The organism is Caulobacter sp., from assembly GCF_965279145.1.
GTDB lineage: Bacteria > Pseudomonadota > Alphaproteobacteria > Caulobacterales > Caulobacteraceae > Caulobacter.
Genome location: NZ_OZ257139.1, coordinates 512,520 through 535,511 on the forward strand (window position 1 = coordinate 512,520; position 22,992 = coordinate 535,511).

At 68.1% G+C, this 22,992-nt stretch carries 25 protein-coding genes and 2 pseudogenes; 7 read left to right on the forward strand and 20 right to left on the reverse strand.

Features of this window, described 5'->3' with window-relative positions:
• Positions 1-11: 11 nt before the first annotated feature.
• The 5 genes from cpaB to ACQY9P_RS02500 all read right to left on the reverse strand — a co-directional run bounded on the left by cpaB (position 12) and on the right by ACQY9P_RS02500 (position 2,613).
• The gene (gene cpaB, locus ACQY9P_RS02480) at positions 12-911 is read right to left on the reverse strand and encodes a Flp pilus assembly protein CpaB (RefSeq protein WP_421736833.1); all 900 of its coding nucleotides are present in this window, start codon (positions 909-911) and stop codon (positions 12-14) included.
• Between the two features lie 191 nt (positions 912-1,102).
• Positions 1,103-1,615, reverse strand: a complete 513-nt coding sequence (locus ACQY9P_RS02485; protein WP_421736831.1) for an A24 family peptidase — start codon at positions 1,613-1,615, stop codon at positions 1,103-1,105.
• Positions 1,616-1,773: 158 nt separating this feature from the next.
• Positions 1,774-1,956, reverse strand: a complete 183-nt coding sequence (locus tag ACQY9P_RS02490) for a Flp family type IVb pilin (protein WP_421736830.1) — start codon at positions 1,954-1,956, stop codon at positions 1,774-1,776.
• Between the two features lie 193 nt (positions 1,957-2,149).
• Positions 2,150-2,332 carry a Flp family type IVb pilin gene (locus tag ACQY9P_RS02495; protein ID WP_421736829.1) on the reverse strand — a complete coding sequence of 61 codons (183 nt, stop codon included), beginning with the start codon at positions 2,330-2,332 and terminating at the stop codon, positions 2,150-2,152.
• Positions 2,333-2,430: 98 nt separating this feature from the next.
• Positions 2,431-2,613, reverse strand: coding sequence for a Flp family type IVb pilin (locus tag ACQY9P_RS02500; RefSeq protein WP_421736828.1), 183 nt, complete (start codon positions 2,611-2,613; stop codon positions 2,431-2,433).
• Between the two features lie 319 nt (positions 2,614-2,932).
• Between ACQY9P_RS02500 and ACQY9P_RS02505 the strand changes: the two genes are divergently transcribed.
• The 3 genes from ACQY9P_RS02505 (at position 2,933) to ACQY9P_RS02515 (ending at position 4,565) form a co-directional block, all read left to right on the forward strand.
• The gene (locus tag ACQY9P_RS02505) at positions 2,933-3,307 is read left to right on the forward strand and encodes a pilus assembly protein N-terminal domain-containing protein (RefSeq protein ID WP_421736827.1); all 375 of its coding nucleotides are present in this window, start codon (positions 2,933-2,935) and stop codon (positions 3,305-3,307) included.
• Positions 3,308-3,432: 125 nt separating this feature from the next.
• Positions 3,433-4,011, forward strand: coding sequence for a TadE/TadG family type IV pilus assembly protein (locus tag ACQY9P_RS02510; RefSeq protein WP_421736826.1), 579 nt, complete (start codon positions 3,433-3,435; stop codon positions 4,009-4,011).
• A complete protein-coding gene (locus ACQY9P_RS02515) occupies positions 3,996-4,565 on the forward strand; it encodes a TadE/TadG family type IV pilus assembly protein (protein WP_421736825.1) in 570 nt (189 codons plus the stop codon). Before ACQY9P_RS02510 ends, ACQY9P_RS02515 begins: the two co-directional genes overlap by 16 nt.
• A gap of 201 nt (positions 4,566-4,766) precedes the next feature.
• Here ACQY9P_RS02515 and ACQY9P_RS02520 read toward each other — a convergent pair whose 3' ends face one another.
• The 5 genes and pseudogenes from ACQY9P_RS02520 to ACQY9P_RS02540 form a co-directional block, all read right to left on the reverse strand.
• Positions 4,767-5,507 (reverse strand): aminotransferase class IV, encoded by a 741-nt coding sequence (locus tag ACQY9P_RS02520; protein WP_421736824.1) that lies wholly within the window; start codon positions 5,505-5,507, stop codon positions 4,767-4,769.
• A pseudogene (pabB, locus tag ACQY9P_RS02525) lies at positions 5,504-6,844 on the reverse strand (aminodeoxychorismate synthase, component I); the annotation flags it as partial. The gene ACQY9P_RS02520 and the pseudogene pabB, both read right to left, overlap by 4 nt.
• A 138-nt stretch (positions 6,845-6,982) precedes the next feature.
• On the reverse strand, positions 6,983-8,431 hold the full coding sequence (locus ACQY9P_RS02530; RefSeq protein ID WP_421736823.1) for an MFS transporter: 1,449 nt from the start codon (positions 8,429-8,431) through the stop codon (positions 6,983-6,985).
• 237 nt (positions 8,432-8,668) lie between these two features.
• A complete protein-coding gene (locus ACQY9P_RS02535; protein WP_421736822.1) occupies positions 8,669-9,439 on the reverse strand; it encodes a tyrosine-protein phosphatase in 771 nt (256 codons plus the stop codon).
• Positions 9,440-9,559: 120 nt separating this feature from the next.
• Positions 9,560-10,717, reverse strand: a complete 1,158-nt coding sequence (locus ACQY9P_RS02540; RefSeq protein WP_421736821.1) for an acyltransferase family protein — start codon at positions 10,715-10,717, stop codon at positions 9,560-9,562.
• A 107-nt stretch (positions 10,718-10,824) separates the two neighbouring features.
• Here ACQY9P_RS02540 and ygiD point away from each other — a divergent pair, with 107 nt between their 5' ends.
• Positions 10,825-11,595, forward strand: a complete 771-nt coding sequence (gene ygiD, locus ACQY9P_RS02545; protein WP_421736820.1) for a 4,5-DOPA dioxygenase extradiol — start codon at positions 10,825-10,827, stop codon at positions 11,593-11,595.
• A gap of 220 nt (positions 11,596-11,815) precedes the next feature.
• Here the strand turns inward: ygiD and ACQY9P_RS02550 are convergent, their stop codons facing one another.
• The 4 genes and pseudogenes from ACQY9P_RS02550 to ACQY9P_RS02565 form a co-directional block, all read right to left on the reverse strand.
• The gene (locus tag ACQY9P_RS02550; RefSeq protein ID WP_421736819.1) at positions 11,816-12,463 is read right to left on the reverse strand and encodes a DsbA family oxidoreductase; all 648 of its coding nucleotides are present in this window, start codon (positions 12,461-12,463) and stop codon (positions 11,816-11,818) included.
• A 94-nt stretch (positions 12,464-12,557) separates the two neighbouring features.
• Positions 12,558-14,252, reverse strand: a complete 1,695-nt coding sequence (locus ACQY9P_RS02555) for an alpha/beta hydrolase family protein (RefSeq protein ID WP_421736818.1) — start codon at positions 14,250-14,252, stop codon at positions 12,558-12,560.
• Between the two features lie 119 nt (positions 14,253-14,371).
• Positions 14,372-14,464, reverse strand: a pseudogene (locus ACQY9P_RS02560) (hypothetical protein); the annotation flags it as partial.
• Positions 14,461-15,147: a DJ-1/PfpI family protein gene (locus tag ACQY9P_RS02565; protein ID WP_421736817.1), complete on the reverse strand. Its 687-nt coding sequence runs from the start codon at positions 15,145-15,147 to the stop codon at positions 14,461-14,463. The pseudogene ACQY9P_RS02560 and the gene ACQY9P_RS02565, both read right to left, overlap by 4 nt.
• Positions 15,148-15,225: 78 nt before the next feature.
• Here ACQY9P_RS02565 and ACQY9P_RS02570 point away from each other — a divergent pair, with 78 nt between their 5' ends.
• Entirely contained in the window at positions 15,226-16,167 is a 942-nt protein-coding gene (locus tag ACQY9P_RS02570; protein ID WP_421736816.1) for a GlxA family transcriptional regulator, read from the forward strand.
• A gap of 14 nt (positions 16,168-16,181) precedes the next feature.
• On the opposite strand, the gene ACQY9P_RS02575 is transcribed toward ACQY9P_RS02570, so the two are convergent.
• Positions 16,182-18,401 (reverse strand): ATP-binding protein, encoded by a 2,220-nt coding sequence (locus ACQY9P_RS02575; RefSeq protein WP_421736815.1) that lies wholly within the window; start codon positions 18,399-18,401, stop codon positions 16,182-16,184.
• On the opposite strand from ACQY9P_RS02575, the gene ACQY9P_RS02580 reads away from it, so the two are divergent.
• Positions 18,385-18,585 (forward strand): hypothetical protein, encoded by a 201-nt coding sequence (locus ACQY9P_RS02580; protein WP_421736814.1) that lies wholly within the window; start codon positions 18,385-18,387, stop codon positions 18,583-18,585. The two genes, ACQY9P_RS02575 and ACQY9P_RS02580, sit on opposite strands and share 17 nt — an antisense overlap.
• Here ACQY9P_RS02580 and ACQY9P_RS02585 read toward each other — a convergent pair.
• The gene (locus ACQY9P_RS02585) at positions 18,582-18,944 is read right to left on the reverse strand and encodes a response regulator (RefSeq protein ID WP_421736813.1); all 363 of its coding nucleotides are present in this window, start codon (positions 18,942-18,944) and stop codon (positions 18,582-18,584) included. The two genes, ACQY9P_RS02580 and ACQY9P_RS02585, sit on opposite strands and share 4 nt — an antisense overlap.
• 245 nt (positions 18,945-19,189) lie before the next feature.
• Positions 19,190-19,618: a MarR family winged helix-turn-helix transcriptional regulator gene (locus ACQY9P_RS02590; RefSeq protein ID WP_421736812.1), complete on the reverse strand. Its 429-nt coding sequence runs from the start codon at positions 19,616-19,618 to the stop codon at positions 19,190-19,192.
• A gap of 158 nt (positions 19,619-19,776) precedes the next feature.
• Here ACQY9P_RS02590 and ACQY9P_RS02595 point away from each other — a divergent pair, with 158 nt between their 5' ends.
• Entirely contained in the window at positions 19,777-20,763 is a 987-nt protein-coding gene (locus ACQY9P_RS02595) for an alpha/beta fold hydrolase (RefSeq protein ID WP_421736811.1), read from the forward strand.
• Between the two features lie 2 nt (positions 20,764-20,765).
• On the opposite strand, the gene ACQY9P_RS02600 is transcribed toward ACQY9P_RS02595, so the two are convergent.
• The 3 genes from ACQY9P_RS02600 to ACQY9P_RS02610 are packed head-to-tail and all read right to left on the reverse strand — an operon-like array spanning position 20,766 to position 22,937.
• Positions 20,766-20,939: a hypothetical protein gene (locus tag ACQY9P_RS02600; protein ID WP_421738273.1), complete on the reverse strand. Its 174-nt coding sequence runs from the start codon at positions 20,937-20,939 to the stop codon at positions 20,766-20,768.
• A complete protein-coding gene (locus ACQY9P_RS02605; RefSeq protein ID WP_421736810.1) occupies positions 20,914-21,342 on the reverse strand; it encodes a c-type cytochrome in 429 nt (142 codons plus the stop codon). The genes ACQY9P_RS02600 and ACQY9P_RS02605 overlap by 26 nt, the downstream gene beginning before the upstream one ends.
• 2 nt (positions 21,343-21,344) lie before the next feature.
• Positions 21,345-22,937 (reverse strand): flavin monoamine oxidase family protein, encoded by a 1,593-nt coding sequence (locus ACQY9P_RS02610; RefSeq protein WP_421736809.1) that lies wholly within the window; start codon positions 22,935-22,937, stop codon positions 21,345-21,347.
• Positions 22,938-22,992: the final 55 nt, after the last annotated feature.

Below are 22,992 nucleotides of genomic sequence, written 5' to 3' on the forward strand. Positions count from 1 at the left end.
GGTGGAACGGCTCATGGGCGCACCGAGACGTTGGTGGTCTCGCCGCCACGATTGATGCGAACGAGGTTGTCCTCGCCCGGCTTGCGGCGCGCGGCGCGGGTCGTGACCCCGGACGGTCCGCCCAGGTCGGTATAGGCGCGCAGGGCCAGGGTGACGGGCCCGCCGGCCTTGGCCTTGGTCAGGGCCTCGGCGTCGATGGGGCCGACCTCGATGGTGGCGGTGGCCGCGACGATGGACTTGGCGTCCTTCTCGGCGGCGGTGCTCTGGTCCAGCGCCAGAACGCGGACGTTTTCCAGGATGGTCTCGGCGATCATCACCTTGCCGGAGCCGCCGTCGCCGGTGGGACCGACCTCTTCGCGGGTCTGCAGCACATCCACCCGGTCGCCGGGCAGGATGAAGCCGCCGACGGCGGTTTCGGAGGTGATGGGCACGGCCATGGCGCGCTTGCCGGGCGACAGCACGACCGACAGATAGCCGCCGTCGCCGCCACGGACGATCTTGCGGGGGGTGATGGGTTCGCCGGTCAGGATCGGGTCGCGGACGATCGCGCCCTCGACGGCCTTGGCCGGATCGACGCCGCCAATCATGTCGCTGGCCGCGATGGCGGCCGCGGCGGTGACCTTGGCGGCGCCCTGGGGCTTGGGCTGGGCCGCGCCATTGGTGATGAAGGCGGCATTGACGGCCTCGGTCGGCCAGGCCTGCCAGGTGACGTCGTCGCCGGTCAGACGGTCGCCGATCGCCAGGTCGCGCTTGGCCACCAGGACCTGGGTCATGGGCTTGCCGGCGACCGGCGCGACCGCGGCGGACGGCGCGGCGGCGGGCTTGCCGCCCATGGCGCGCTGCATCACCACGGCCAGGCCGATGGCCGAAACAGCGGCGACCAGAACGATCAGGAGGCGAACAGGATTCATAACGCGGGCACGGCTTTCGCGACGAGAAGCGAGGATTCTCGAGCAGGCGCCCTTCAGGGCGGCGTGCGCGATTCGTCAGACAGCCTTTCTGGCCACGCTCTTCGTCGCCCGCGCATGGTTAACACCGGCTAAAGTTTTGGAGCCGTGAGTCGATATGCCAGCGCGACAGGCTGACGCGGGACGAGCCCTGTTCAGCCCAGAATGGCCGAGGCGAGAGCGCCCTGCGGGAAGGTCGCCAGGGCGCCGGCCGCGATGGCCACGCCATAGGGGATATCGCCGCCCTGGGCGCCCAGCTTGCGCAGCCAGGCGGGGCTTCCGGCCAGCACCGGCTCGAGCCAGCCCGAGCGCAGGGCCAGGATGCCGAAGGTCAACGCGCCGCCCGCCAGGCCAGTGGCCAGCATGAACGGCACGGCGGCGGGCCAGCCGATCCACAGGGCCGAGGCGGCGAAAAGCTTGGCGTCGCCGCCACCGATCCAGCCGGCCGCGAACATACCCATTCCGAGGAGAAGACCGCCCACGCCGATCGCCAGGCACAGGCCGATGGCCGGCCAGGTCGCGCCGCTGACCAGCGCCGTCGGGAAGAAGGCGGCGATCAGGGCCAGCGAGATCCAGTTGGGAATGGTGTAGCTGGTGACGTCCTTCAGGGCGGCCACGATGGCCAGGGCCGGAAAGATCATCAGCAACGAAATCTGGATCAGGTGCATCGCGGCTCGCCTTGTTAACCGCCCCATTCTGGGACGATCAGGTGAAGCAAGGGTTTCCAACCCTGGCCCAAGATGCGGAAAAGGCCGCGACATGACTGTCGCGACCTTCCCGTTTTCGAGTTCGGCTTATTGCCGGGTCGGCCCACGGGCCGACCGTCTTAGCTGGCGGCGTTGGCCGTGCTGACCGTGGTGCCGACCTTGGTGAAGGTGGCCTTCAGGTTGGTGCCCAGCGTGGTGACGGCGGTCACGATCACGACGGCGATCAGGGCGACGATCAGGCCATATTCGATGGCCGTGGCGCCGGATTCGTCATTCAGGAAGGACTTGATGAAGCTGGTCATGGGAGAATCTCCAGGGCTTGAACTTATGAACTAGACACTACGGCAACAGTATTAAGTAAGTGCTTTCAAACCTGTAATACAGAGTTAATACGACGACTTATTTTCGGTAACTATAACTGTCGAATACAGACCAAAGAAAAGGGCCGGAACCGAGGTTCCGACCCTGTTTTCCTTGCCGCTGCGAGCAAGCCGGCTAGCTGGCGGCGTTGGCCGTGGCGATCTTGGTTCCGACCTTGGTGAAGGTGGCCTTCAGGTTGGTTCCCAACGTCGTGACGGCGGTCACGATCACGACGGCGATCAAGGCGACGATCAGGCCATACTCGATGGCGGTGGCGCCGGCCTCATCCTTCAGAAAACGAACCAGAAATCTGGACATCAACCCTCCTGAGCCTGGGAAACCAAGGCAGTCGTTTCAAGAAAAAGGGCCGGAACGGTGGGGCTCCGGCCCTCTTTTTTCGAGGCCTGAGGCCGGTCTTAGCTGGCGGCGTTGGCCGTGCTGACCGTGGTGCCGACCTTGGTGAAGGTGGCCTTCAGGTTGGTGCCCAGCGTGGTGACGGCGGTCACGATCACGACGGCGATCAGGGCGACGATCAGGCCATATTCGATGGCCGTGGCGCCGGATTCGTCATTCAGGAAGCGGGTGAAGAACTTCGACATAACTTGATCTCCTAAATCATCGTTGATTGATTTTGAGGTCTTCAAGCCGTGTTGACTTGCTCACCCCCGAAAACACGATCAATTTCCCCCAACTCGCTTAATTGCCAGTAAACGCAGGAATAGTTTTCGACATTTTTCTCTTGGTTTATTTGTATTTACTATTACTTCCTCTTAACCGTGACTCGGAAATCGAGGATCAAAGCCTTTTGAATCAATGATTTCGAGGATGGTCACGTTGTCGCGCCCCGGGCGGATTTAGTCTTTTGTTGACCATTCAAAGTCAGTGTCCGCGGGGTCCGGACACCGAATTGGAACCGCAATGCGCCGCCTGTCGCTCGCTTTCGCCGCCGTTTTCGCCTTCGCGGGCGCCGCCGCCCATGCTGAAAACCTGTCGCTCGCGACCGGCCAGGCCGTGCGGATCGGCCTGAGCGGACCCGTGCGCGACGTCGTGGTCGGCGACCCCACGGTCGCCGATGTCAGCGTCGTCAACGAACGCACCCTGGTGGTGATGGGCAAGCGCGCGGGCATGACCACCGTTCTGGCCTTCGACGCCGCCGGCCGCGCGCTGAGCGATCGCCAGGTGATGGTCTCCGACGCCGCCGGCGCGATCACCGTCTATCGCGGCGTGACCGCTCCGGCGAACTATGCCTGCGGCGAGCAGTGCGCCCGCCTGTCGCCCCGCGCCGGCAACTAGCGCCACGCCTGTATAAGGACTCGCACGCGCACGCGCGTAGGCACGCTAAACGACTGATTAGGGTCGCGGCCCTAGGATGGGTTCATCCGCCCTCGATGGCGGACGTGGAAGCGGATCTCCCTGTCATGGCCGAAGTCTCGCGACTTCATCGTTTACGGCGTCGATACGGCCTGCTGGCGCGCTTCGCCCGCGCGCGCGACGGCGCCACGACGGTGGAGTTCGCCTTCGTCTCCATTCCCTTCTTTCTGCTGATCTTCGCGACCATCGAGCTGGGTCTGGTGTTCCTGGTCTCGGTGACGCTGGAGAACGCGGTGATCGACACCGGCCGCCAGATCCGCACCGGCGAGTTGCAGACCGCCGGCGGCAACGCCGCGACCTTCAAGACCGCCATGTGCGGCAGGATGAGCTGGGTCGGGGCGGCCTGCTCCAGCGCGCTGAGCGTCGACGTGCGCACCTTCACCGGCTTCTCGGCCTCGGCCACCGCGCTCAACGCCGCCAAGCCCAACACCACCTGCTGGGACCCGGGTGGCCCCGGCTCGATCGTGCTGGTGCGCGCCTATTACAACTGGCCGCTGATCACGCCCCTGCTGCAGACCGGCCTGCAGACCGCGAACGGCAAGCGGATGATCACGGCCGCGTCGGCCTTTTCCAACGAACCCTATTCCGACACCCCCGCGACGCCCGTGACATGCCCGACCACCTGACCCCCCGCCGCTCACGCCTGGCCGGCTTCTGGCGCGACCGTCGCGGCGTCTCGGCCGTAGAGTTCGCCCTGATCGCCCCCGTGATGGTGATCTTCTATTGCGGCATGGCCGAAGCGATCCAGGCGATGATGGCGCAAAGGCGGGTCAGCAACATCGCCGCCTCGATCGGCGACCTGGTGGCCCAGAACGCCCAGCTCAGCGACACCAAGGCCGCCGACATCTTCGCGATCGGCAACGCGATCATGGCGCCGTTTCCGACCACCAGCCTGCGCATGTGCCTGGTCAGCGTCTCGTCCGACGCCACGGGCAAGGACACGGTCGACTGGTCCGTCACCTACAACAGCCACGCCAACTGCCCGGCCAAGGGCGCGGTGCTGGCCGCCAGCGTCGTGCCGGCCGGCGTGCTGCCGGCCAGCCAGAGCGTCATCATGGCCAAGACCAGCTATGCCTATGTCTCGCCGATCAAGTTCGTGATGCCCCGGACCCTGAACTTCTACCGCACCTACTACCTGCGCCCCCGCCGGTCGGAGACGGTGATGAAGGTGACCGGCTAGAAGACGTTTGGTTTACATCGAAGCGACCGCCCCAAATCTCCGTCTTCCCGGCCCCCGGGTCGCGCAAAGCGCGCGCCCGAGGATAAACTCCGGCCGGGACCCAGATTCATCCGGAGCGTCTCGTGGGTTTCACCTGGGCCCCGGCATTCGCCGGGGAGACGGGAAATTTGGATGCGCGATTCAATCTGAAGCAAACCCGCTCTAGACCACGTCCCGCGCCAGCCGCGTCACCAGGGCGTGCGGCGCGAAGGTCCGCTGGCCCAGGCGCGACACCGGCCGCACCCCGATCAGGCTGTTGGTCAGGAACACCGCGTCGGCCGCGTCCAGCCGCGCCGCGTCGGCCGCGACCTCGGCCACCGTGATCATCCCCAGCAGCCGACCCCGCGTGATCCCCGCCAGGACCCCGCACGACAGCGCCGGGGTGAACACCCGCTCGCCCTCGATCCAGAACAGGTTGGCCGCCCCGGCGCAGGCGAGCTCGCCGCGATTGTTCAGCATCACCGCCTCGTCGGCGCCGGCCGCCCAGGCCTCGGCCCGGGCCAGCACGTTGTCGAGATAGGACAGGGTCTTCAGGCGCGAAGCGGGCGAACCCTCGTTGCGGCGGGCGGCGGCGACGATCAGGGCGGCGGGCGTCTGGACCGGCGGCGAGACAGCGGCGGTCGCCAGCAGGCGCGGCGCGACCGGGTCCGGCCGATCCAGCCCCCGACCACCCGACCCCGCCGTCAGGGTCAGCCGCACAGCCGCGCGACCCGCCGGCGGCGCGGCCTCCACACACAGCGCGCGGGCGGCGTCGCGATCCAGGGCGGGCAGGCCCAGCGTGGCGCAGCCGCCGGCCATGCGGTCCAGATGCGCCTCGATCAGCGGGATCGCGCCGTCCAGCGCCAGCATCGTCTCGAACAGGCCATCGCCCAGCAGCAGGCCGCGATCGTCCAGCGGGATCATCCGGCGGTCTCCGTCAGGGCGCGTTTCAGGGCGGCGATCTTGGTCTCGGTCTCCAGCCGCTCGGCGTGGGGATCGCTGTCGGCGATGATGCCCGCCCCGGCCCGCGCTTCCAGCGTCCAGCCGGCGGCGTCCCGCTGCAGCCCCACGGTGCGGATCAGTACGCTGGAGTCGAACCCGCCGTCGAAGCCGGCCCAGAACAGCGAGCCGCAATAGGGCCCGCGCGGCGGCTCGTGGCCGGCGATCACCTTCATGGCCTGGACCTTGGGCGCGCCGGTGATCGAGCCCGGCGGGAAACTGGCCCGCAGCAGGTCGGCGACACCCAGTCCCGGGCTCAGCCGCGCGGTCACGGTCGAGACCAGATGGTGGACATTGGCGAAGGTCTCGACCCGGAACAGCTCGGGCGCCCTGACGCTGCCTGGCGGGCTGACCCGGGCCAGGTCGTTGCGCATCAGGTCGACGATCATCAGGTTCTCGGCCCGGTCCTTGGCGCTGGCCGACAGCTCGGACGCCTGGCGGGCGTCTTCGGCGGGCGTGGCGCCGCGCGGGCGCGTGCCCTTGATCGGCTTGGTCTCGATGGCCCCGTCGGGCGCGACCTTCAGGAACCGTTCGGGCGAGTTGGAGACCAGCGCCCTGCCCTCCAGCCGCCAGTAGGCCGAGAAGGGGGCCGGGCTCTGGGCGCGCAGCCGCGTGAACAGGTCGAACGGATCGGCCCCAGGCGCCAGCCGCCCGGTCCAGGCGCGGGCGATATTGGCCTGGAAGATCTCGCCGGCATGGATGCGGCCCACGACATCGGCCACGGCGACCTCGTAGGCCTCGCCATCGGTGGCGTGGAGCGCCGAGCACAGCGCGCCCTCGACCGGCGGCCGCGCATCGACCGGCGCGTCCAGCCAGGCCAGGGCCGCCCTGGCCCGCGCGCCGGCCTCCGCGTCGGTGTCGCCCCGGCCGACAGCGACCACGCGGCGCTCGCGATGGTCGAAGGCCAGCAAAGCCGGATAGCGGGCGCAGGTCAGGTCGGGCCAGCCCGTGCGGCCAAGACCCAGAGCCTCGACCCGCTCGCCCAGCTCATAGGCGCCCAGGCCAATGACGCCGCCCTGGAACGGCGGCCCCTCGGGATCGGCGGGCAGGCGCTTGCCGATCAGGGCCGCCAGGGCCTGGAACGGATCACGCGGATCGGCGGCGTCGATCGTCAGCACCGCGTCCGGCGCGCGCAGCAGATACGACCACCGCTCACCGCCCCCCGACAGCAGGGCGCAGGCGTGGACCTCGTCCCGGAAGGGCTGCAGCGCCCAGACCGGCTCGCGCCACGGGGCGGAATGAAGGACGACGCGGCGCATGGCGGGGTATGTACAGAAATCCTCTCCCTGAAGGGAGAGCTGTCGGCGCAGCCGACGGAGAGGGAAGGTTCAGCGGAACCTCTGCCGACTTCCCCCTCCGGTCGCTTCGCGACCACCTCCCCCTTCAGGGGGAGGATCACCTCACGCCTGCCGTTCCCCGCCCTTGACGAAGAACAGCCCCACCACGCCCAGGAACAGCAGTCCGGCGATCGGCAGGAAGCCGCCGACCTGGCTGTGAAAGATCTTGGTCGCCAGCGCCACCAGCAGCGAGCCCAGCCACACGGTGGCCGTGCCCGACAGCGAGAACAGGCCGAAGAAGGCCGCGATGCGGTCCGGCGGCGCCAGGCGCACCAGCAGGGTGCGGCTGGAGGCGTACTGGGCGGTGACGAACACCGCGATCAGCAGGCCCAGGCCCAGATAGATCAGCTCGGGCAGGGTGCGGAACAGGGGGCCGTTCCACACCGGTCCATGGGCGGCTGCGTCATAGGGCCAGAAATAGAGGATCTTGTCGCGACCCATGCCCAGGGTGCCCGCCAGCACGGCCAGACAGCCGAGGATCTCGACCTGCACCGCGCGGCGCGGCCCCAGGGTCTTGTCGAGCCAGGGCGCGATCAGCCCGCCCAGCACGCCGAAGATCGACAGCGATATGCCATAGGCCAGCATCTCCAGCTCGCCCCACTTCATCAGGCCGGCGGCCAGCAGACCGCCGAAGATCAGCAGGGCGGTCATGCCGTCGCAATAGAACATGCGCGCGGCCAGGAAGGTGGCGACGTCCTTGTGGCCCTTGAGGTTGCCGAAGATATCGAGCAGCAACTTCACCCCGTCGCCCAGGCTCTGGATCATCGTGCGGCCGGTGCGGGAGGCGTCGCGCGTCCACAGCAGGAACGGGATCGCGCCCAGCAGCATCACCGCGCCGGCCAGCGGTCCCGACAGGCGGGCGGGTTCGTGATTGGCGGTCGGCAGACCAAACAGCGGCGCGGCCGGCACGCCCGGCCAGTGCACCGCGCCGGGCAGCACGAAGCCCCACATCATGAAGATCAGCAGACTGACCGACAGGCCGTTGGCCATGGCGTAGCCCAGGCCCGACAGCAGCGGCTCCTGCCCGCGCTCGGCGGCGCGCGACAGCAGAGAGTTGTGGAGGACGTCGCCCCAGTTATAGGTCACGCCCAGCACGATCAGGGCCAGGCCGATCAGGGCCACCGACGGGCCGCCGTTCGGCTGGGCGAACCACAGCATCAGCAGCAGCGGGATCATGATCGCCAGGATGCCGATCAGGAACGGCTTGCGCGGGCCATAGCGCTCGATAGAGGCCCCCAGGATCGGCGCGGTGACGGCGGTCAGGGCGCCATAGGCGGTGGCGATGTCGGCCACGGCCGCCTGGCCCTTGACCGGATCGCCGACCAGCACCCGCGAGAAATACGGCGCGAAGATATAGATGGTGATCAGCACGACATAGGCGTCGCGCGAGCCCTGGTGCAGGATCCAGCTGAGCCCGCCCTTCGACAGCGGCTGCGGCTTGCCGATCGGCAGCAGGTCGCCGTCCGACGCAACATCCGCCAAGCCCGGCGGCGTGCCTGTGGTCTCGTTCATGCCCTACCCTAATCAGAGCGCCGTCTTGTGCGGTCGCTTGGGTAGAGCGTGGCGTTTAAACGAGCGTTTGTCACCACCCTATCATCCGTCTCCCCGGCGACCCGAAGGGCGGCGAAGCCAACGCCGGGGCCCAGATTCAGCCCGAGCGTTTGGGGATGACGCGCCTACAAACGCGGCCCGTTCGAACCACGCTCCGGGTTCGATCTGGATCCCGGCTTTCGCCGGGAAAGCGGGGACCTACAGAAGAATATGCGCCCTGACCGCCTCGCGCGTGGCGGCGTCCAGCTCCAGCGCCTGCTCCAGATAGCCGTCCAGCGAGCCGTGCTGGTCCTTGATCACCGCGAAGGCGGCGGCCAGGTAGTCGGCTTCCACGCCCATCGCCGCGCGCATCGCCGCCTCGGACGGAGTGCGGCCGGTGGCCTCTTGAATGGCGGCCATGAACTTGGGCCCGCGCCGTTCAAAGCGGCTGTCGTCATTGGTCAGCAGATAGTCGTCGATGACGTCGTCGTCCGACACGCCGGCCACGTGGTGGGTCAGGGCCGCCAGCACGCCGGTGCGGTCCTTGCCCGCCGCGCAGTGGATCAGCACCGGCCCGCGCCCTTCCGCCAGGGCCAGGAAGTAGCGGCGGAACAGGTCGATGTGCCGCTCCTTGAACGGCAGGCGGCGATAATATTCGACCATGTAGTCGTGGATCGACTGAACGCTCAGGTCCGAGCTGTGCAGGAAGGTGTGCCAGGGATCATCCGGCGAGCCCTGGTCGTTCTCGATGACCTCGACGGCGAAGCCCTCCCAGCGCCGCGACGGGTCGCGCTCGCGCTCGTTGGGCCGGCGCAGGTCGACCAGGGTGGCCAGGTTCAGGCCGGCCAGCACGGCCAGGTCCTCGTCGGTGGCCTGGGACTGGTGGGCGGCGCGATACAGCACCCCCCGCTTCAGACGGCCCACACCGGCGGCGTAGTCGCCATAGTCGCGGAGATTCTCGACGCCTTGGAGGGGGATCAGACGGGTCATGGGGCCGGTGTTAGCGCGCGGAACTAACAAGACGAAGTCGGTTGATGACGAATCCAGAAATTTCTTGTCATCCCGGGTCGGCTTCGCCGCCCGGGATGACAAGGTTTTTGGTCTGGGAAATCAGGTCTTCCGCAGCCACGGCGCCAGCCGGTCCTGCAGCGGCTGGTCGATATAGGTGTGGAACAGCCACGCCACGCCATAGGCCAGCGGGAAGCCGGCCAGCCACATCAGCCACTGCCAGCCGATGCCGATCGGCACCTTCTCGATCAGCTTGTGCACCGCGCTCCAGTAGATCACCCCCACCAAAATGTGGGTGATGAACAGGGCGAACGACAACTTGGCGCCCTCCTCGATCCAGGCGCGGGGCTTCTTCACCGGCAGGCGGCCGGCCCCCAGCACGATGCAGGCGATGGCGAAAAGGCTGGGCAGGTCGAAGATCAGCACGTCAGGCAGGGCGTAGCGGTCCAGGAACTGCCAGACCACCAGCAGGCCGATGCCGCCGAACAGCAGGGCGCGGGCGGCCTTTTCCGAGGGCCAGTCCATCTCGACCGCGCGGGCCAGGCAGACGCCCAGCACGAACAGCGGCAGGGCGCGCACCACGCCGAACTGGAACTGCAGGTCGGCCAGGGCGTGGTGGAAGCCAAGGCGCGCCACCACCTCGAACAGGATCACCGTCACCAGGCCGATCAGCGGCAGGACCACGGGATGGCGGATCTTGTTGGCGGCCTTCCACATGAACGGAAAGATCGCGTAGCAGACGATCAGGGCCGACAGCGACCAGCTGGGCAGGTTCCAGCCGTCGCTGGGAAAGCCCCAGGCGTGGATCAGCAGGGCCTGGACCGGCAGCTGGTCCCAGGCGAAGCGCGAGGGCTTGTGGGCGTCGGTGCCGATGGTGTTGAGGATCAGCACCAGCACCGCCATGGCCGCCAGCACCATCAGGTGCCCGGGCCAGACGCGGGCGGCGCGGCGCAGCCAGAAACGGGCCGGCGTGATCTTTCCCGACAGGGTCGAGGCGCCATAGGCCCGGCCCAGCACATAGCCCGACAGCATCAGGAAGAAGTCGGTGGCCAGGAAGCCGCGCGAGAACACCTGATGGAAGCGCTCGATCCGCATCGGGCTCTCGGCCCCGAAGTGGTAGAGCACGATCAGCAGCGAGGCCAGGAAGCGCAGGAAATCCAGGGCCCCGCCCCGGACGGCGCGATGGCGCGCGGACACACCGGTCGCGATCGGAGCGGCGTCTGACGCGACAGGAGGCGAAGCAGGAACGGTCACGACCATGGCCTTAACAAAGCCGGCCGCGCCGGAAAAGCCGTCGTTTGGCTCGATCTTGCGGTAAGACGACGCGCCGCCTATCTGTAACTATCACTGTGTCGAAAGAGATCGCCATGTCGCGCATGCCCGTCCTGTTCGTCGGCCACGGCTCGCCGATGAACGCCATCGAGGACAATGACTGGAGCCAGGCCTGGGCCCGGCTGGGTCGCGACCTGCCCCGGCCGCGCGCCATCGCCATGGTCAGCGCCCACTGGGAGACGCGCGGCGCCACCGCCGTCAGCGCGGCGGCCCATCCCGAGACCATCCACGACTTCGGCGGCTTTCCGCAGGCCCTGTTCGACGTGCGGTACCAGGCGCCGGGCGATCCGGCCCTGGCCGCGCGGATCGGCGAGATCCTGTCCCCCGACCCGGTCGTGCAGCATCCCTCACGCGGTCTCGACCACGGCGCCTGGGGCGTGCTGAAGCCAATGTATCCGGACGCCGACGTGCCCGTCGTGCAGATCAGCCTGGATCGCGACCGCTCCAACCGCTGGCACTATGAGGCCGGCCGGCGGCTAGCCGTCCTGCGCGACGAGGGCGTGCTGCTCGTCGGCAGCGGCGACATCGTTCACAACCTGCGCGCCGCCGACTTCCGCCGCCCTGAAGCCCCGCCGTGGGCCGAACGCTTCAACGAGACGGCCAAGGCCCCGATCCTCGCGGGCGACCACGATCCGCTGATCGACTGGCAGGGCCTGGGCCCCGACGCCGAGATCTCGATCAACAGCGCCGAGCACTACCTGCCGCTGCTGTATGTGCTGGGCGCGCAGGGCCAGGACGAGCCGGTCAGCTTCTTCACCGACGACGTCTTCGCGGCGATCTCGATGACGGGCGTAAAGGTGGGCTGAACGCGAACAACGCCCGTGCCGGGGGAGCACGAGCGTTGCGCTTTTAAGGACGCTGGGGCCGGCCGGGGGGGGGGAAGCCGGGTTGTCCGCGTCGAGTCTTAGATTGGGCGGCGAACCCGGCTTTGCAACGGCGCGACTGGGGTCATTTCGCGGTCGAATTGTTGCAGGATCGCCGCAATCGCCCCGACCCGACCTCAGGCCCCGACCTCAGGCCGCCCTCTCAGGCCTCGGCCGCGATCTGGCGCAGCGCCTGCTCGAAATACTCGGCCGGCTGGCCGCCCGAGATCAGATAGCGGTCATTGATGATCACGGCGGGCACCGAGGTGATGCCGGCCGCCTGCCAGGCGCGCTCGGCCTCGCGCACCTCCTGGGCGTACTGGCCCGACGACAGCACCTCGCGCGCGGCGGCGCCGTCCAGGCCGGCCTTCTCGGCGGCGGCGACCAGCACGTCGTGATCGGCGGGGCTCTGGTTGTCGGTGAAATAGGCCTCGAACAGCGCCCGCTTCAGGGCCGCCTGCCCGCCCACGATGCCGGCCCAGTGCAGCAGCCGGTGGGCGTCGAAGGTGTTGTAGATCCGGCTGGTCTCGCTGGTCTTCATCGTGAAGCCCACCGAGGCGGCGCGCTCGTGGATGGCCTTGCGGTTGGCGGCCGACTGCTCGGGCGTCGCGCCATACTTCTCGCCGATGTGCTCGACGATGTTCTGGCCTTCGGGCGGCATGTTGGGGTTGAGCTCGAAGGGCTGGAAATGGATCCGCGCCTCGACCAGATCGCCCACCCGTTCCAGAGCCGTCTCCAGCCCGCCCAGACCGACAATGCACCACGGGCACGAGACGTCGGAGACGAAATCGATCTTCAGGGACTTGGTCACGGGCGCGGCTCCAGGCGGTGGCGAGCAGGCGAATATAGGGCCGCGCCCCCGCCGATGCGAGGACGCGGGCGCGGCGGCGCGCCTCGAACCCGCCTCACGCCACCTGCGTCGCGGTTCCCGCCACCATATACCAGGTCAGCAGCAGGCCGCAGAGGACGCTGGCCGCCGCGTAGCCGCCGGTGCGCCGCCAGGTGAAGACGCCGACCACCGCGATCAGGGCGGTCAGGGGCAGGAACTGGATGGCCACCACGGTCGACAGCGGATCGAAGGCGGTGGGCAGGCCGCCGGTCAGGAACAGCGCGCCATAGTCCAGGCCCAACAACAGGGCGAAGCCGCCGCTGAGCGCCAGGATCGCGCTGGCGTACAGCCTCGCGCCGCTGTCGCCCGCCACCGGGATGCGCGCCAGCAGGGTGCGCAGGGTCACCCCGAAGGCGAAGGTGAACGGCAGCACGTAGACCAGGGCCAGTTGCGCCTGGGCCGGGCTGAAGCGCTTCAGCGCCACCACCCAGAAGCGGAAATCGACCAGGAACAGGCGGTGGACCAGCTCGAGCGCGCCGTACAGCACCGCCAGACTGGCGACGCCGATCAGGATCGACAGCGGCAGCTGGCGGGTGAAGACCGGCCTCTCCCGCTTGCCGATCGCGCCCAGGGCCAGGGTCAGCAGCGCGCCCAGCACGGCCCAGGTCAGCACCTGGTTGGTGATCCCCTGCTTGAGGATGGCGTTGGGCTTCAGGGCCAGCATGCCCAGGATGAAGAACGGGAAATAGGTCAGGGCCGGCAGGATGGCGGTGATCGCCATCGCGCCCCACCAGCCCCTGTCGCGCCGCGTCACGGTGGGCTGGGGCGCATGGCGCAGCGGGGCGAACAGCGGCAGGGCCAGCAGCAGCTCGAAGGTTCCCAGCAGCAGCACCACCGCCCCGACCAGGGCGATGCCGGTTCCGGCCTCTTTCCACATCCAGATCTGGTCGCCGGCCGGGCGCGGCGTGCCGCCCGTCAGGGTCAGGGCGAACCAGTCCAGGGCGTGGCCGATGGCGGTGGGCGAGATGTGGTCGCCCGGATGGGTGGTCGACGGCGTGCGCAGCAGCCGCGCCGTGCCGTCGGCGACCGAGCCATAGACGCGGCCGGGCTCGATGGCGCCGGTCGTTCCAAACACCGCCCGCAGCTTGGCGCTGGTCGTGACGTCGCGGGCCTTGTCGACGCCCCACATCAGCTTGGAGAACTCGTCATAGCGGCTGTAGACCAGCGCCAGGTTGCGCGGCCAGGTCGGCGTGCCGTCAGCGGCGAACGGCTTGCCGGTCGACGAGCCCTCCAGCACCACGGCCTTGTAGGCGTCGGGCATCGTCGCGGCGGCGGCCAGCACCGTCCAGCCGCCCATGCTGTGGCCCTCCAGCCCGATATTCTTCGGATCGACGATCTTGAGGCCGCGCAGATAGTTCAGCCCGTCGGGACCGCCGAAGCCGTTCGAGAAGGCCGCCCCGCCGCTGTAGCCATGACCCGTCTGGTCCAGGGCCAGCACCACATAGCCGCGCCGGGCGAACTCGATGGCGAAGCCGCTCTGGGTCTCGCGGGAATTGATGTAGCCGTGCACGGCCAGCACGCCCGGCGCCGGCGTGGGTGCCGTGGCGTTTTTCGGCACATAGAGCAGGGCGCTCATCGGCGTGCCGCCGGCCCCGGGGAACGTCACCTCGGTGACCTTGATCCCGCCCGCCGTCTGCACCTTCCAGGCCAGCGCGCTTCCGCCCAGCACCAGAACCACACCCAGCACGAACAACAGCCATGGCTTGCGCATGACATCCCCTCCCCCGCGCCGGTCGTTCGCCGGCTTTGGCGGGGAGCCTAGAGGAGGTGTAGGGAAAGTCGAAGCCGGCCCAACATCAACTTGTCATCCCGGAAGCCTCGCAGAGGCTATCCGGGACCCAGGGGCAACCGCATTGCATTAGCCCCTGGGTCCCGGCGCTCCGCTGCGCTACGGCCGGGATGACAAGCAAATTTCGAGATCACACCAGCGCCCCGGCCTTCTCCGCCGCCGCCCGGCGCTCGTCCATCCCCTGGCCGTACATCCGCTGCACCCGCTCCAGCACCTTGGCCGGCGCCGTTTCCGGCCGTCCCGCCTCGAACGGCGGCGCGGGGGCGTATTCGACGGCCAGCTGGATGGCCTGGGCCACGTCCTCGCCGGCGATCTCGGCGGCGATGGTCAGGGCGAAGTCGATGCCGGCCGTCACCCCGCCGCCGGTGAACACATTGCCGTCCCGCGCCACCCGCGACGGGTCGGGGATCGCGCCAAACAGCGACAGCTGATCGCGCCACGCCCAATGGCAGGCCGCGCGCTTGCCCTTCAGCAGCCCCGCCGCGCCCAGGACCAGAGAGCCCGTGCAGACCGAGGTGACATAGCGCGCCCCTCCGGCCAGCCGGCGGATCTGGTCGAGGAAGGCCTCATTGCCCATGGCCTGGGTGGTCCCGAATCCGCCGGGCACCACTAGCACGTCGCACGCCTCCACGTCAGTCAGGCGCGGCAGGTGCGCGAAGATCAGGCCGTCGGCCTCGATCTCGCCGCCGTCCAGGCTGGCCACCGTGACTTTCGCGCCGGGAAGGCGGCACAGGATCTGGTGCGGTCCCGTGAAATCCAGATGGGTGACGCCCGGAAACAGGGCGAAGACGATGTTCAGCACGTCAGCTTGAGCCATGGGGACATCTCCGTTTGACGCTCCATCATCGGCGACCTAGCGTCTGGCGGAAATGACATAATTCCCTCGGATTCCGCCATGACCCGCACGATCGGCTTTCTCGTCTATCCGGACTTCCAGCTGCTGGACGCCACCGGCCCGATCGCGACGTTCGAGATCGCCGCGCGCTTCTCGCCGGGGGCCTACCGCCTGGTCTTCCTGTCCCGCGACGGCGGCATGGTCGCCAGCTCGTCGGGCATGGCCGTCGCCACGATCAGCCTGGCCGAGGCGCCGCCGCTGGACACCCTGATCGTCGCCGGCGGCGACGGCGTGCACACGCCGGCCACCTGCCCTGTCACCTTGGCCTATGTGCGTGACGCCGCGAAGACAGCCCGCCGGGTCGCCAGCGTATGTTCGGGAACCTACATCCTGGCCGAGGCCGGTCTGCTGGACGGAAAGCGCGCCACCACCCACTGGAGCCGGACGAAAGACATCCAGAAGCGCTATCCGGCCATCCGGTTGGAGCCCGACAGGATCTTCGTCCAGGACGGCATGATCTGGAGCTCGGCCGGCATCACCGCCGGCATCGACCTGTCGCTGGCCCTGATCGGCGCCGACGAGGGCGAGGCCGTGGCCCGCCGGGTGGCCCAGCAGCTGGTGGTCTATCACCGCCGCCCCGGCGGCCAGTCGCAGTTCTCGGCCCTGATCGACCTGAAGGCCAAGCGCTTCGACGCCCTGCTGGCCTGGGCCCGCGAGCATCTGGCCGAAAGCCTCAGCGTCGAGCAGCTGGCCGACCGGGCGGCCATGAGCCCGCGCAACTTCGCCCGGCTGTTCGCCGCCGAGACCGGCGTCACCCCGGCCAAGGCCGTGGAACGCCTGCGGGTCGAAGCCGCCCGCGCCCTGCTCGACAGTCAGCCGCTGCAGGTGGAGGACGTGGCCCTGGAGACCGGCTTTGGCGATCCCGAGCGGATGCGCCGGGCCTTCATCCGGGCGTTCGGCCAGCCGCCCCAGGCGCTGCGCCGCACGGCCCGGGCGGGGTGAGGCCGCACTGAGCTCTAGACTTGGGCGTCCAGATAGCGGGACAGCTGCTCGACCAGCTTGCGCGAGGCGACGAGGTCGCCGCCGTCCGCCGCCAGTTCCAGGCCAGCGCCGAAGTCGGTGATGGGCTGGAAGCCAAAGCCGCCGCCCGAGCCGCGCAGGTTATGTCCCAGCAAGCTCACCGGCTGGAGATCGGCCCTGTCCAGCGCGTCCAGCATGGTGACGACATGGCCTCGGCAGCTGTCCAGATAGATCGGAATGAGGGCCGCCAGCCGGGCGCTGGGGCGCCAGGGCGGGGGCTCGCCCGCCGCCCCATCGCTGGTCGGCGCGGCCGCGAAGGCGGAATAGTCGCGGATCGCCTGCAGCAGCACGTCCTGCTTGATCGGCTTGGTCAGATAGGCCGTGCAGCCCGCCGCCAGGCAGGTCTCGCGGTCGCCTTTCAGCGCCGAGGCGGTCAGGGCGATGATCGGGGTCGGCGCGCGGCCGTGCGACTTTTCCCAGGCGCGGATCGTGCGGGTGGCGGTCAGGCCGTCCATCACCGGCATCTGCCGGTCCATCAGCACCAGGTCATAGCGGCCGGTCTTGAACATCTCGCAGGCGATCAGGCCGGTCTCGGCGATGTCGATCCGGTAGGGGGTGTCTTCCAGATAGGCCAGGGCGATGGTGCAGTTGTCGGGCGAGTCCTCGGCCATCAGGATGCGCAGGTTCGGCAAGGGCGCTTCGGGGCCGTAACCCACGGGGGCGCTGACCGGCCGGTTGGCGGCGGCCCAGACCTCGAACGGCACCGAGAAGGCGAAGACGCTGCCCTGGCCCAGGGTGCTGGTGACGCCGATCCTGCCGCCCATCAGCTCGACCAGGCGCTTGGAGATGGTCAGCCCCAGGCCCGAACCGCCGAAGCGCCGCGTGGTCGAGCTGTCGGCCTGGGTGAAGCGCTCGAACACGCGCGCGAGCTTGTCGTCGGCGATGCCGATGCCGGTGTCGGAGACCGAAAAGCGCAGGGCGGTCGGGGCCAGGCCCTCGGGATCGCGCTCGACCGTCAGCGAGACCTCGCCGGCCTGGGTGAACTTGATGGCGTTGCCCAGCAGGTTCAGCAGCACCTGGCGCAGGCGGGTGGGGTCGCCCACCAGATCGTTGCTGACGCCGGGCGCGATCTCGCAGATCAGGGTCAGGCCCTTTTCCTGGGCCTTGGGGGCGACCATCTCGATGGCCTTTTCCAGGTGATCGCTCAGCGAAAAGCCCGTCTGCTCCAGATCCAGCTGCGAGGCTTCCACCTTGGACAGGTCGAGAATGTCGTTGATCAGGTTGAGCAGGTTGTCGCCGGAGCGACGGAAGATCTGGACGTACTTGTCCTGCTCGGGCGTCAGCTGGGTCTTGGCCAGCAGGTCGGCGATGCCCATCACCGCGTTCATCGGCGTGCGGATCTCGTGGCTCATGCTGGCCAGGAAGTCGGACTTGGTGCGGCTGGCGCTCTCGGCGTCGGCCTTGGCCTGCTGCAGCTCGGCCTCGACCCGCTTGCGCTCGGTGACGTCGCGGGCGGCGGCGAACACGCCCTGCAGGGTTCGGCCCCGGTCATAAAAGGTGGTGGCGTTGTAGGACACGACGGTCTGCTTGCCGTCGCGGGCGCGCACGGTCAGTTCGTAGTCGGTCAGCGACTTCTCGCCCAGCACCCGGCGGATGCCCGCCTCGGCCCGTTCGGGATCGGTGAAGCAGTCCTTGAACGGCGCGCCGATCAGCTCGTCGCGGGTCGAGCCGGTCAGGGCCTCGGTCTGCTTGTTGACGTCGGTGATGATGCCCGAAGGGTCGGTGGTGATCAGGGCGTCGATGTTGGATTCGATCAGCGAGCGGGTGTAAAATTGCTGGTCGCGCAGGCGCTGGTCCGACCGCTTCTGCTCTTCTTCCACCAGCTTGCGGGCGGTGTTGTCGGTGCCGATCAGCAGATAGCCGATGATCGCCCCGGCCGCGTCGCGCAGGGCGGTGACCGAGACCACGGCGGGGAAACGCGTGCCGTCCTTGCGGATATAGGTCAGCTCGTAGATGTCCTCGATCCCGCGCGAGGCCTTGAACACCAGGGCCTCGAAGCCGGGCTCGATCGGAGTGGCCAGTTCGGCGCTCAGGGCCCGGGCGCGGGCGACCAGTTCCACCGGGTCGGAGATGTCGGCCGGCGTGACGGTGTTCATCACCTCGGCGGCCGTGTAGCCCAGCATTCGCTCGGCCCCGACATTGAAGATCTGGATCACGCCCTTGGCGTCGGTGGCGATGCTGGAAAAGTTGGCGCTGTTGAAGATCGCGTTCTGGAGCGCGTCCGCCTTGACGATCGACTCTTCTGTCCGGCCGGGGGCCGACTTCGAACTGGCGATGCGGGTTCCTAACTCAGGCGGCGGGCCGTGGCGCTTCGGGGGTGAAGCCTCACTCGAGGTCTAGTGAAGCAGCCTGCCGACGGAGGCTTCCAGCTGCTCGGGCGAATAGGGCTTCTGCAGGAACTGGCCGCCGCCGACGAACAGGTCGGACATCTCGGCGATGAGCGGCGTTCCCGACGTATAGAGCACGCGCAGGTTCGGCCGCAGGCCCAAGGCCTGATTGGCCACCTCATAGCCGCCCTCCGACAGGGCGCTGAGCCGGATATCGACGAACAGCATGTCGATCTGTCCCGGCGCGCGAAGGTGAGCCAAGGCTCCGGCCAGATCCTCGGCCATCAGCGGCGTGTGGCCCAGATCCTCGATGGCCCATTCAGCGGCCTGGCGAATGAAAACCTCGTCCTCCACGACAAGAATAATCGCCATCAGATGGCCCCAAGCCCGAATTTCGTCATTGAATAAATTCCTATCGAAACCAAAATATGTCGCGGCCTCGACACCCCTCAGGCGAGAACTTTAACTATACAATATTTAGTCTAATTTTGAACAACCGCCTATATCACCAATCAAGACACAGACGCGCGGACGAAATTTATAATCCTCGCGGGCACGGAATGTGGAGCCTTTTTCTCTTCGCGTCCCGCCAGGCCACGATGTCGTCCTAGACCGTGCTAACCCTTCGACCCCATCGCCGCGTTCAGCGCCTGGACCTGACGGTTCAGGGCGTCCAGCTGCTCCAGCGTCAGGCCCGAGCGCTCCATCATCAGCTCGCCCAGGCAGCTGCTCTGTTTCAGCGTGGCGCGGCCGGCGTCGGTCAGGCGCACCTGGACCTGGCGTTCATCGACCTTGCTGCGCTGGCGCTCGACCAGGCCCGCCTGTTCCAGCCGCTTCACCGGCGGGGTGATAGTGCTGGATTCCAGGCTCAGACGGCCGGCGATCGCGCCGATGGTCATGCCGTCTTCCTCGCCCAGCACGTTCAGCACCAGATACTGCGGATAGGTTATGCCCATCGCGTCCAGCATCGGCTTGTAGGCCCGGTTGATGGCCATGCTGGTGGCGTACAGGGTGAAGCAGATCTGATCGTCTAACGGAACGGGCACAGGACGTTTCCTCGGCGGGCCTTCCAGCCCCTCTAGCCCCCCATACTACAAGAAAAGATATCGCGATAAAGATTCTAGTGGACAGCCGCCCTGCGACGCTTTAGCCCTATCATTATCGCGATAACAAATATCGCGACCACAACAACAGGGACACCGAGATGAGCCAGTCAAACACCCAAGCCTCGCGCCGCGCCGTGATGACCGGCGGCCTTGGCATCGCCGCCGCGGCCGGCCTGACCGTCGCCGCCTCCGCCCAGACCGCCGCCCCCCGCGCCGCCCAGACGAAGACCTCGGGCGCCAAGCCCGCCCAGGGCAGCGGCTTCTTCACCGCCAAGGACGGCGCGCAGATCTTCTACAAGGACTGGGGCCCCAAGACCGCCCAGCCGGTGGTCTTCCATCATGGCTGGCCGCTGAGCAGCGACGACTGGGACGCCCAGATGCTGTTCTTCTTCAGCAAGGGCTTCCGCGTCATCGCCCATGACCGTCGCGGCCACGGCCGCTCGACCCAGACCGATGTCGGCAACGAGATGGACACCTACGCGTCCGACGTCATCGCCCTGGCCAAGCATCTGGACCTGAAGAACGCCGTCCATATCGGCCATTCCACCGGCGGCGGCGAGGTGGCGCACTATGTGGCGCGCGCCGAGCCTGGCCGCGTCGCCAAGGCCGTGCTGGTCGGCGCCGTGCCGCCGATCATGCTGAAGACCGCCGCCAATCCGGGCGGCCTGCCGATGGAGGTGTTCGACGGCTTCCGCAGCGCCCTGCTGGCCAATCGCGCCCAGTTCTTCCACGACGTCGCGGCGGGCCCGTTCTACGGCTTCAACCGTCCGGGCGCGCAGGTCTCGCCGGCCACGGTCGAGAACTGGTGGCGTCAGGGCATGATGGGCGGCGCCAAGGCCCACTATGACTGCATCAAGGCCTTCTCGGAGACCGACTTCACAGACGACCTCAAGGCCATCACCGTGCCGGTGCTGGTGATGCACGGCGAGGACGACCAGATCGTGCCGATCGCCGACAGCGCCCACCTGGCCATCAAGCTGCTGAGGAAGGGAACCCTGAAGACCTATCCCGGCCTGCCCCACGGCATGGCGACGACCCACGCCGAGGTCATCAACAAGGACCTGCTGGCGTTCATCAAGGGCTAGGCTCAACAGCTCAAAAATCTTGTCATCCCGGGCGGCGAAGCCGACCCGGGACCCAGGGGCAACCGCACTGCAGCGGCCCCTGGGTCCCGGCTCTCCGCTTCGCTACGCCCGGGATGACAAGCATTTTTGGACTTGAACCTTTGAGGCCGCCTAGTGCCCCCCGCCCAGCACCGGATGCGGGATCTTGGCCACGTCCGCCGCCGTCACCGGCTTGGGATAGCTGTTGCCGAAGCTGGTGCGCACATAGCTGACCACCGCCGCGATCTGGGCGTCGTCGAGATTGCCGGTCAGGCCGGGCATGGCGCCCCTGCCCGACACCACCATCGAGATCGGATAGGCCGCGCCGGCCAGACGCGGATTGGCGGCCAGGGCGGGGATGGCCGCGGCGCCGACGCCGCCCCTGGCGTCGGCCATGTGGCAGGCCTGGCAGACGGCCTCATAAACCTGCTGGCCGGTGACGGGCTTGGCGATGCGGACCACGCCGCCGCCGGTGTCGCCGCCGGCCGGGGTCTGGGCCAGGGCGGGGGCCGAGACGGCCAGCAGGCCGGCCGCCAGCGCGAGGTGAAGACGAAGGGTCATGCTCAGGCCTCCAGGGCGCGCTTGTGCAGGCGGGTGATGGCGTCGATGGACGAGAGCAGCGCGCCCTCCATCCAGCAGCCGACGTAAGACGCGTGCTCCCCGGCCAGGACGATGCGGCGGTCCATGCCCACCAGGGTCTGGTAGTGTTCCTTGCGCGTCTCCTCGGTCCAGCGGGCGCAGCAGCCCAGGCTCCAGGGCACGCGGCTCCAGGCCACCGAGGCGCCGTTCGAGAACTCCTTGCGATAGCTGGCCGGGTGCAACACCGAGCCCTGCTGCAAGGCGACCTCGATCCGCTGCTCGGGCGTCATGCCGGCCAGGCGATAGGCCCCCATCTCGCGAGCGAAGGCGCCCAGCAGCACGGCCGGCTTGTCGGTGAACATGTTGTTATTGGGATAGGAGATCAGGGCGATCTCCTGGTCGGTGAAGCTGTGGCCGCCATAGATGGAGTCATCCTCCTCCCAGAACCGGCGCTTCATCTCCAGGCCGATCTTGACCTGGCCGGAATAGGGCACGGCCTTGATGGCGGCGGCCATCTCGTCGGTGACCTGGGTGTCGATCTGGCTCAGCACGCCCAGCGGGATGGTGCAGACGCACCAGTCGGCCTGGGCGGTGACCACCTTGCCCGACTTGGTGTCGGCATAGGTGACGGCCACGCCCTTGTCGTCCTGGGCGATCTTGCTGACCTTGGCGTTGTAGGTGATCTGGCCCTCGACCTGCCTGGCGAAGGCCTTGCCGATCATGTCCATGCCGCCCACCGGCTGGAACATGGTGGTCTGCATCTCGTGCCCCATGAAGAAGGCCATCGAGGTCCAGACCTGCGGGTCCAGCACGTCGTGAAAGTCGTACAGGGCCGACGGGATCGGCGCGCCGTTGATGCCGCCGCCGGGCGGACGATCATAGCCCCGGTGCGAGGCCGACCGCAGGTTGGAGGCGTACCTGTAATCCTTGTCCAGCATGCCCCAGCCCTTCAGGGCCTCCAGCAGCCGGTCGCGATCCTCGGGCGTGACCTGCTGGTCGAGGGCCTTGGTGTTGATCGACTTGGCCAGCAGCTCGGCGACATTGCCCTCGAAGTCGGCGGCGGCGGCCTTGAAGCGCACCGGCTTGCCGCCGAACGACTGCGACGAGTGGATCCAGGTGTTGTGGTTGAACTGGATGAACGGCTCCAGCGCCACGCCGAAGGTCTTGCAGTAGTGCAGCAGGGTGCGGTGATGGTGCGGGATCCGCCAGGGGCCGGGATTGAGGTAGTTGCCCTCGGAAAAGCCGACCTTCTGGGTGGCTCCGCCCAGCTCGGTATAGGTATCGCCGCCCCGCAGCGACCAGTTCCGGCCGCCGGCCCGGTCCTGATATTCCAGGATCTGCACCTTGTAGCCGGCCTTGGTCAGCTCGTGGGCCGCCAGCATGCCGGCCAGGCCCGCCCCCAGCACGATGACGGTCGCACCCTTGCGCGCGCCGGTCAGGTTGGGCGGGCCCATGAACTGGGTCTCGGCCGCATGGCCCAGAGACGTCATGGCCTGATAGAGCGCCGCCGTGCCCCCGACAGCGGCGATGGCGGACAGCAACTGGCGCCTGGTCGGCGCGCGAACACCCAAATCCATTCGACGAATTCCCCTCGCGCCGCCCGTCCGGCGGCTGTCGGGAACGAGCTAACGA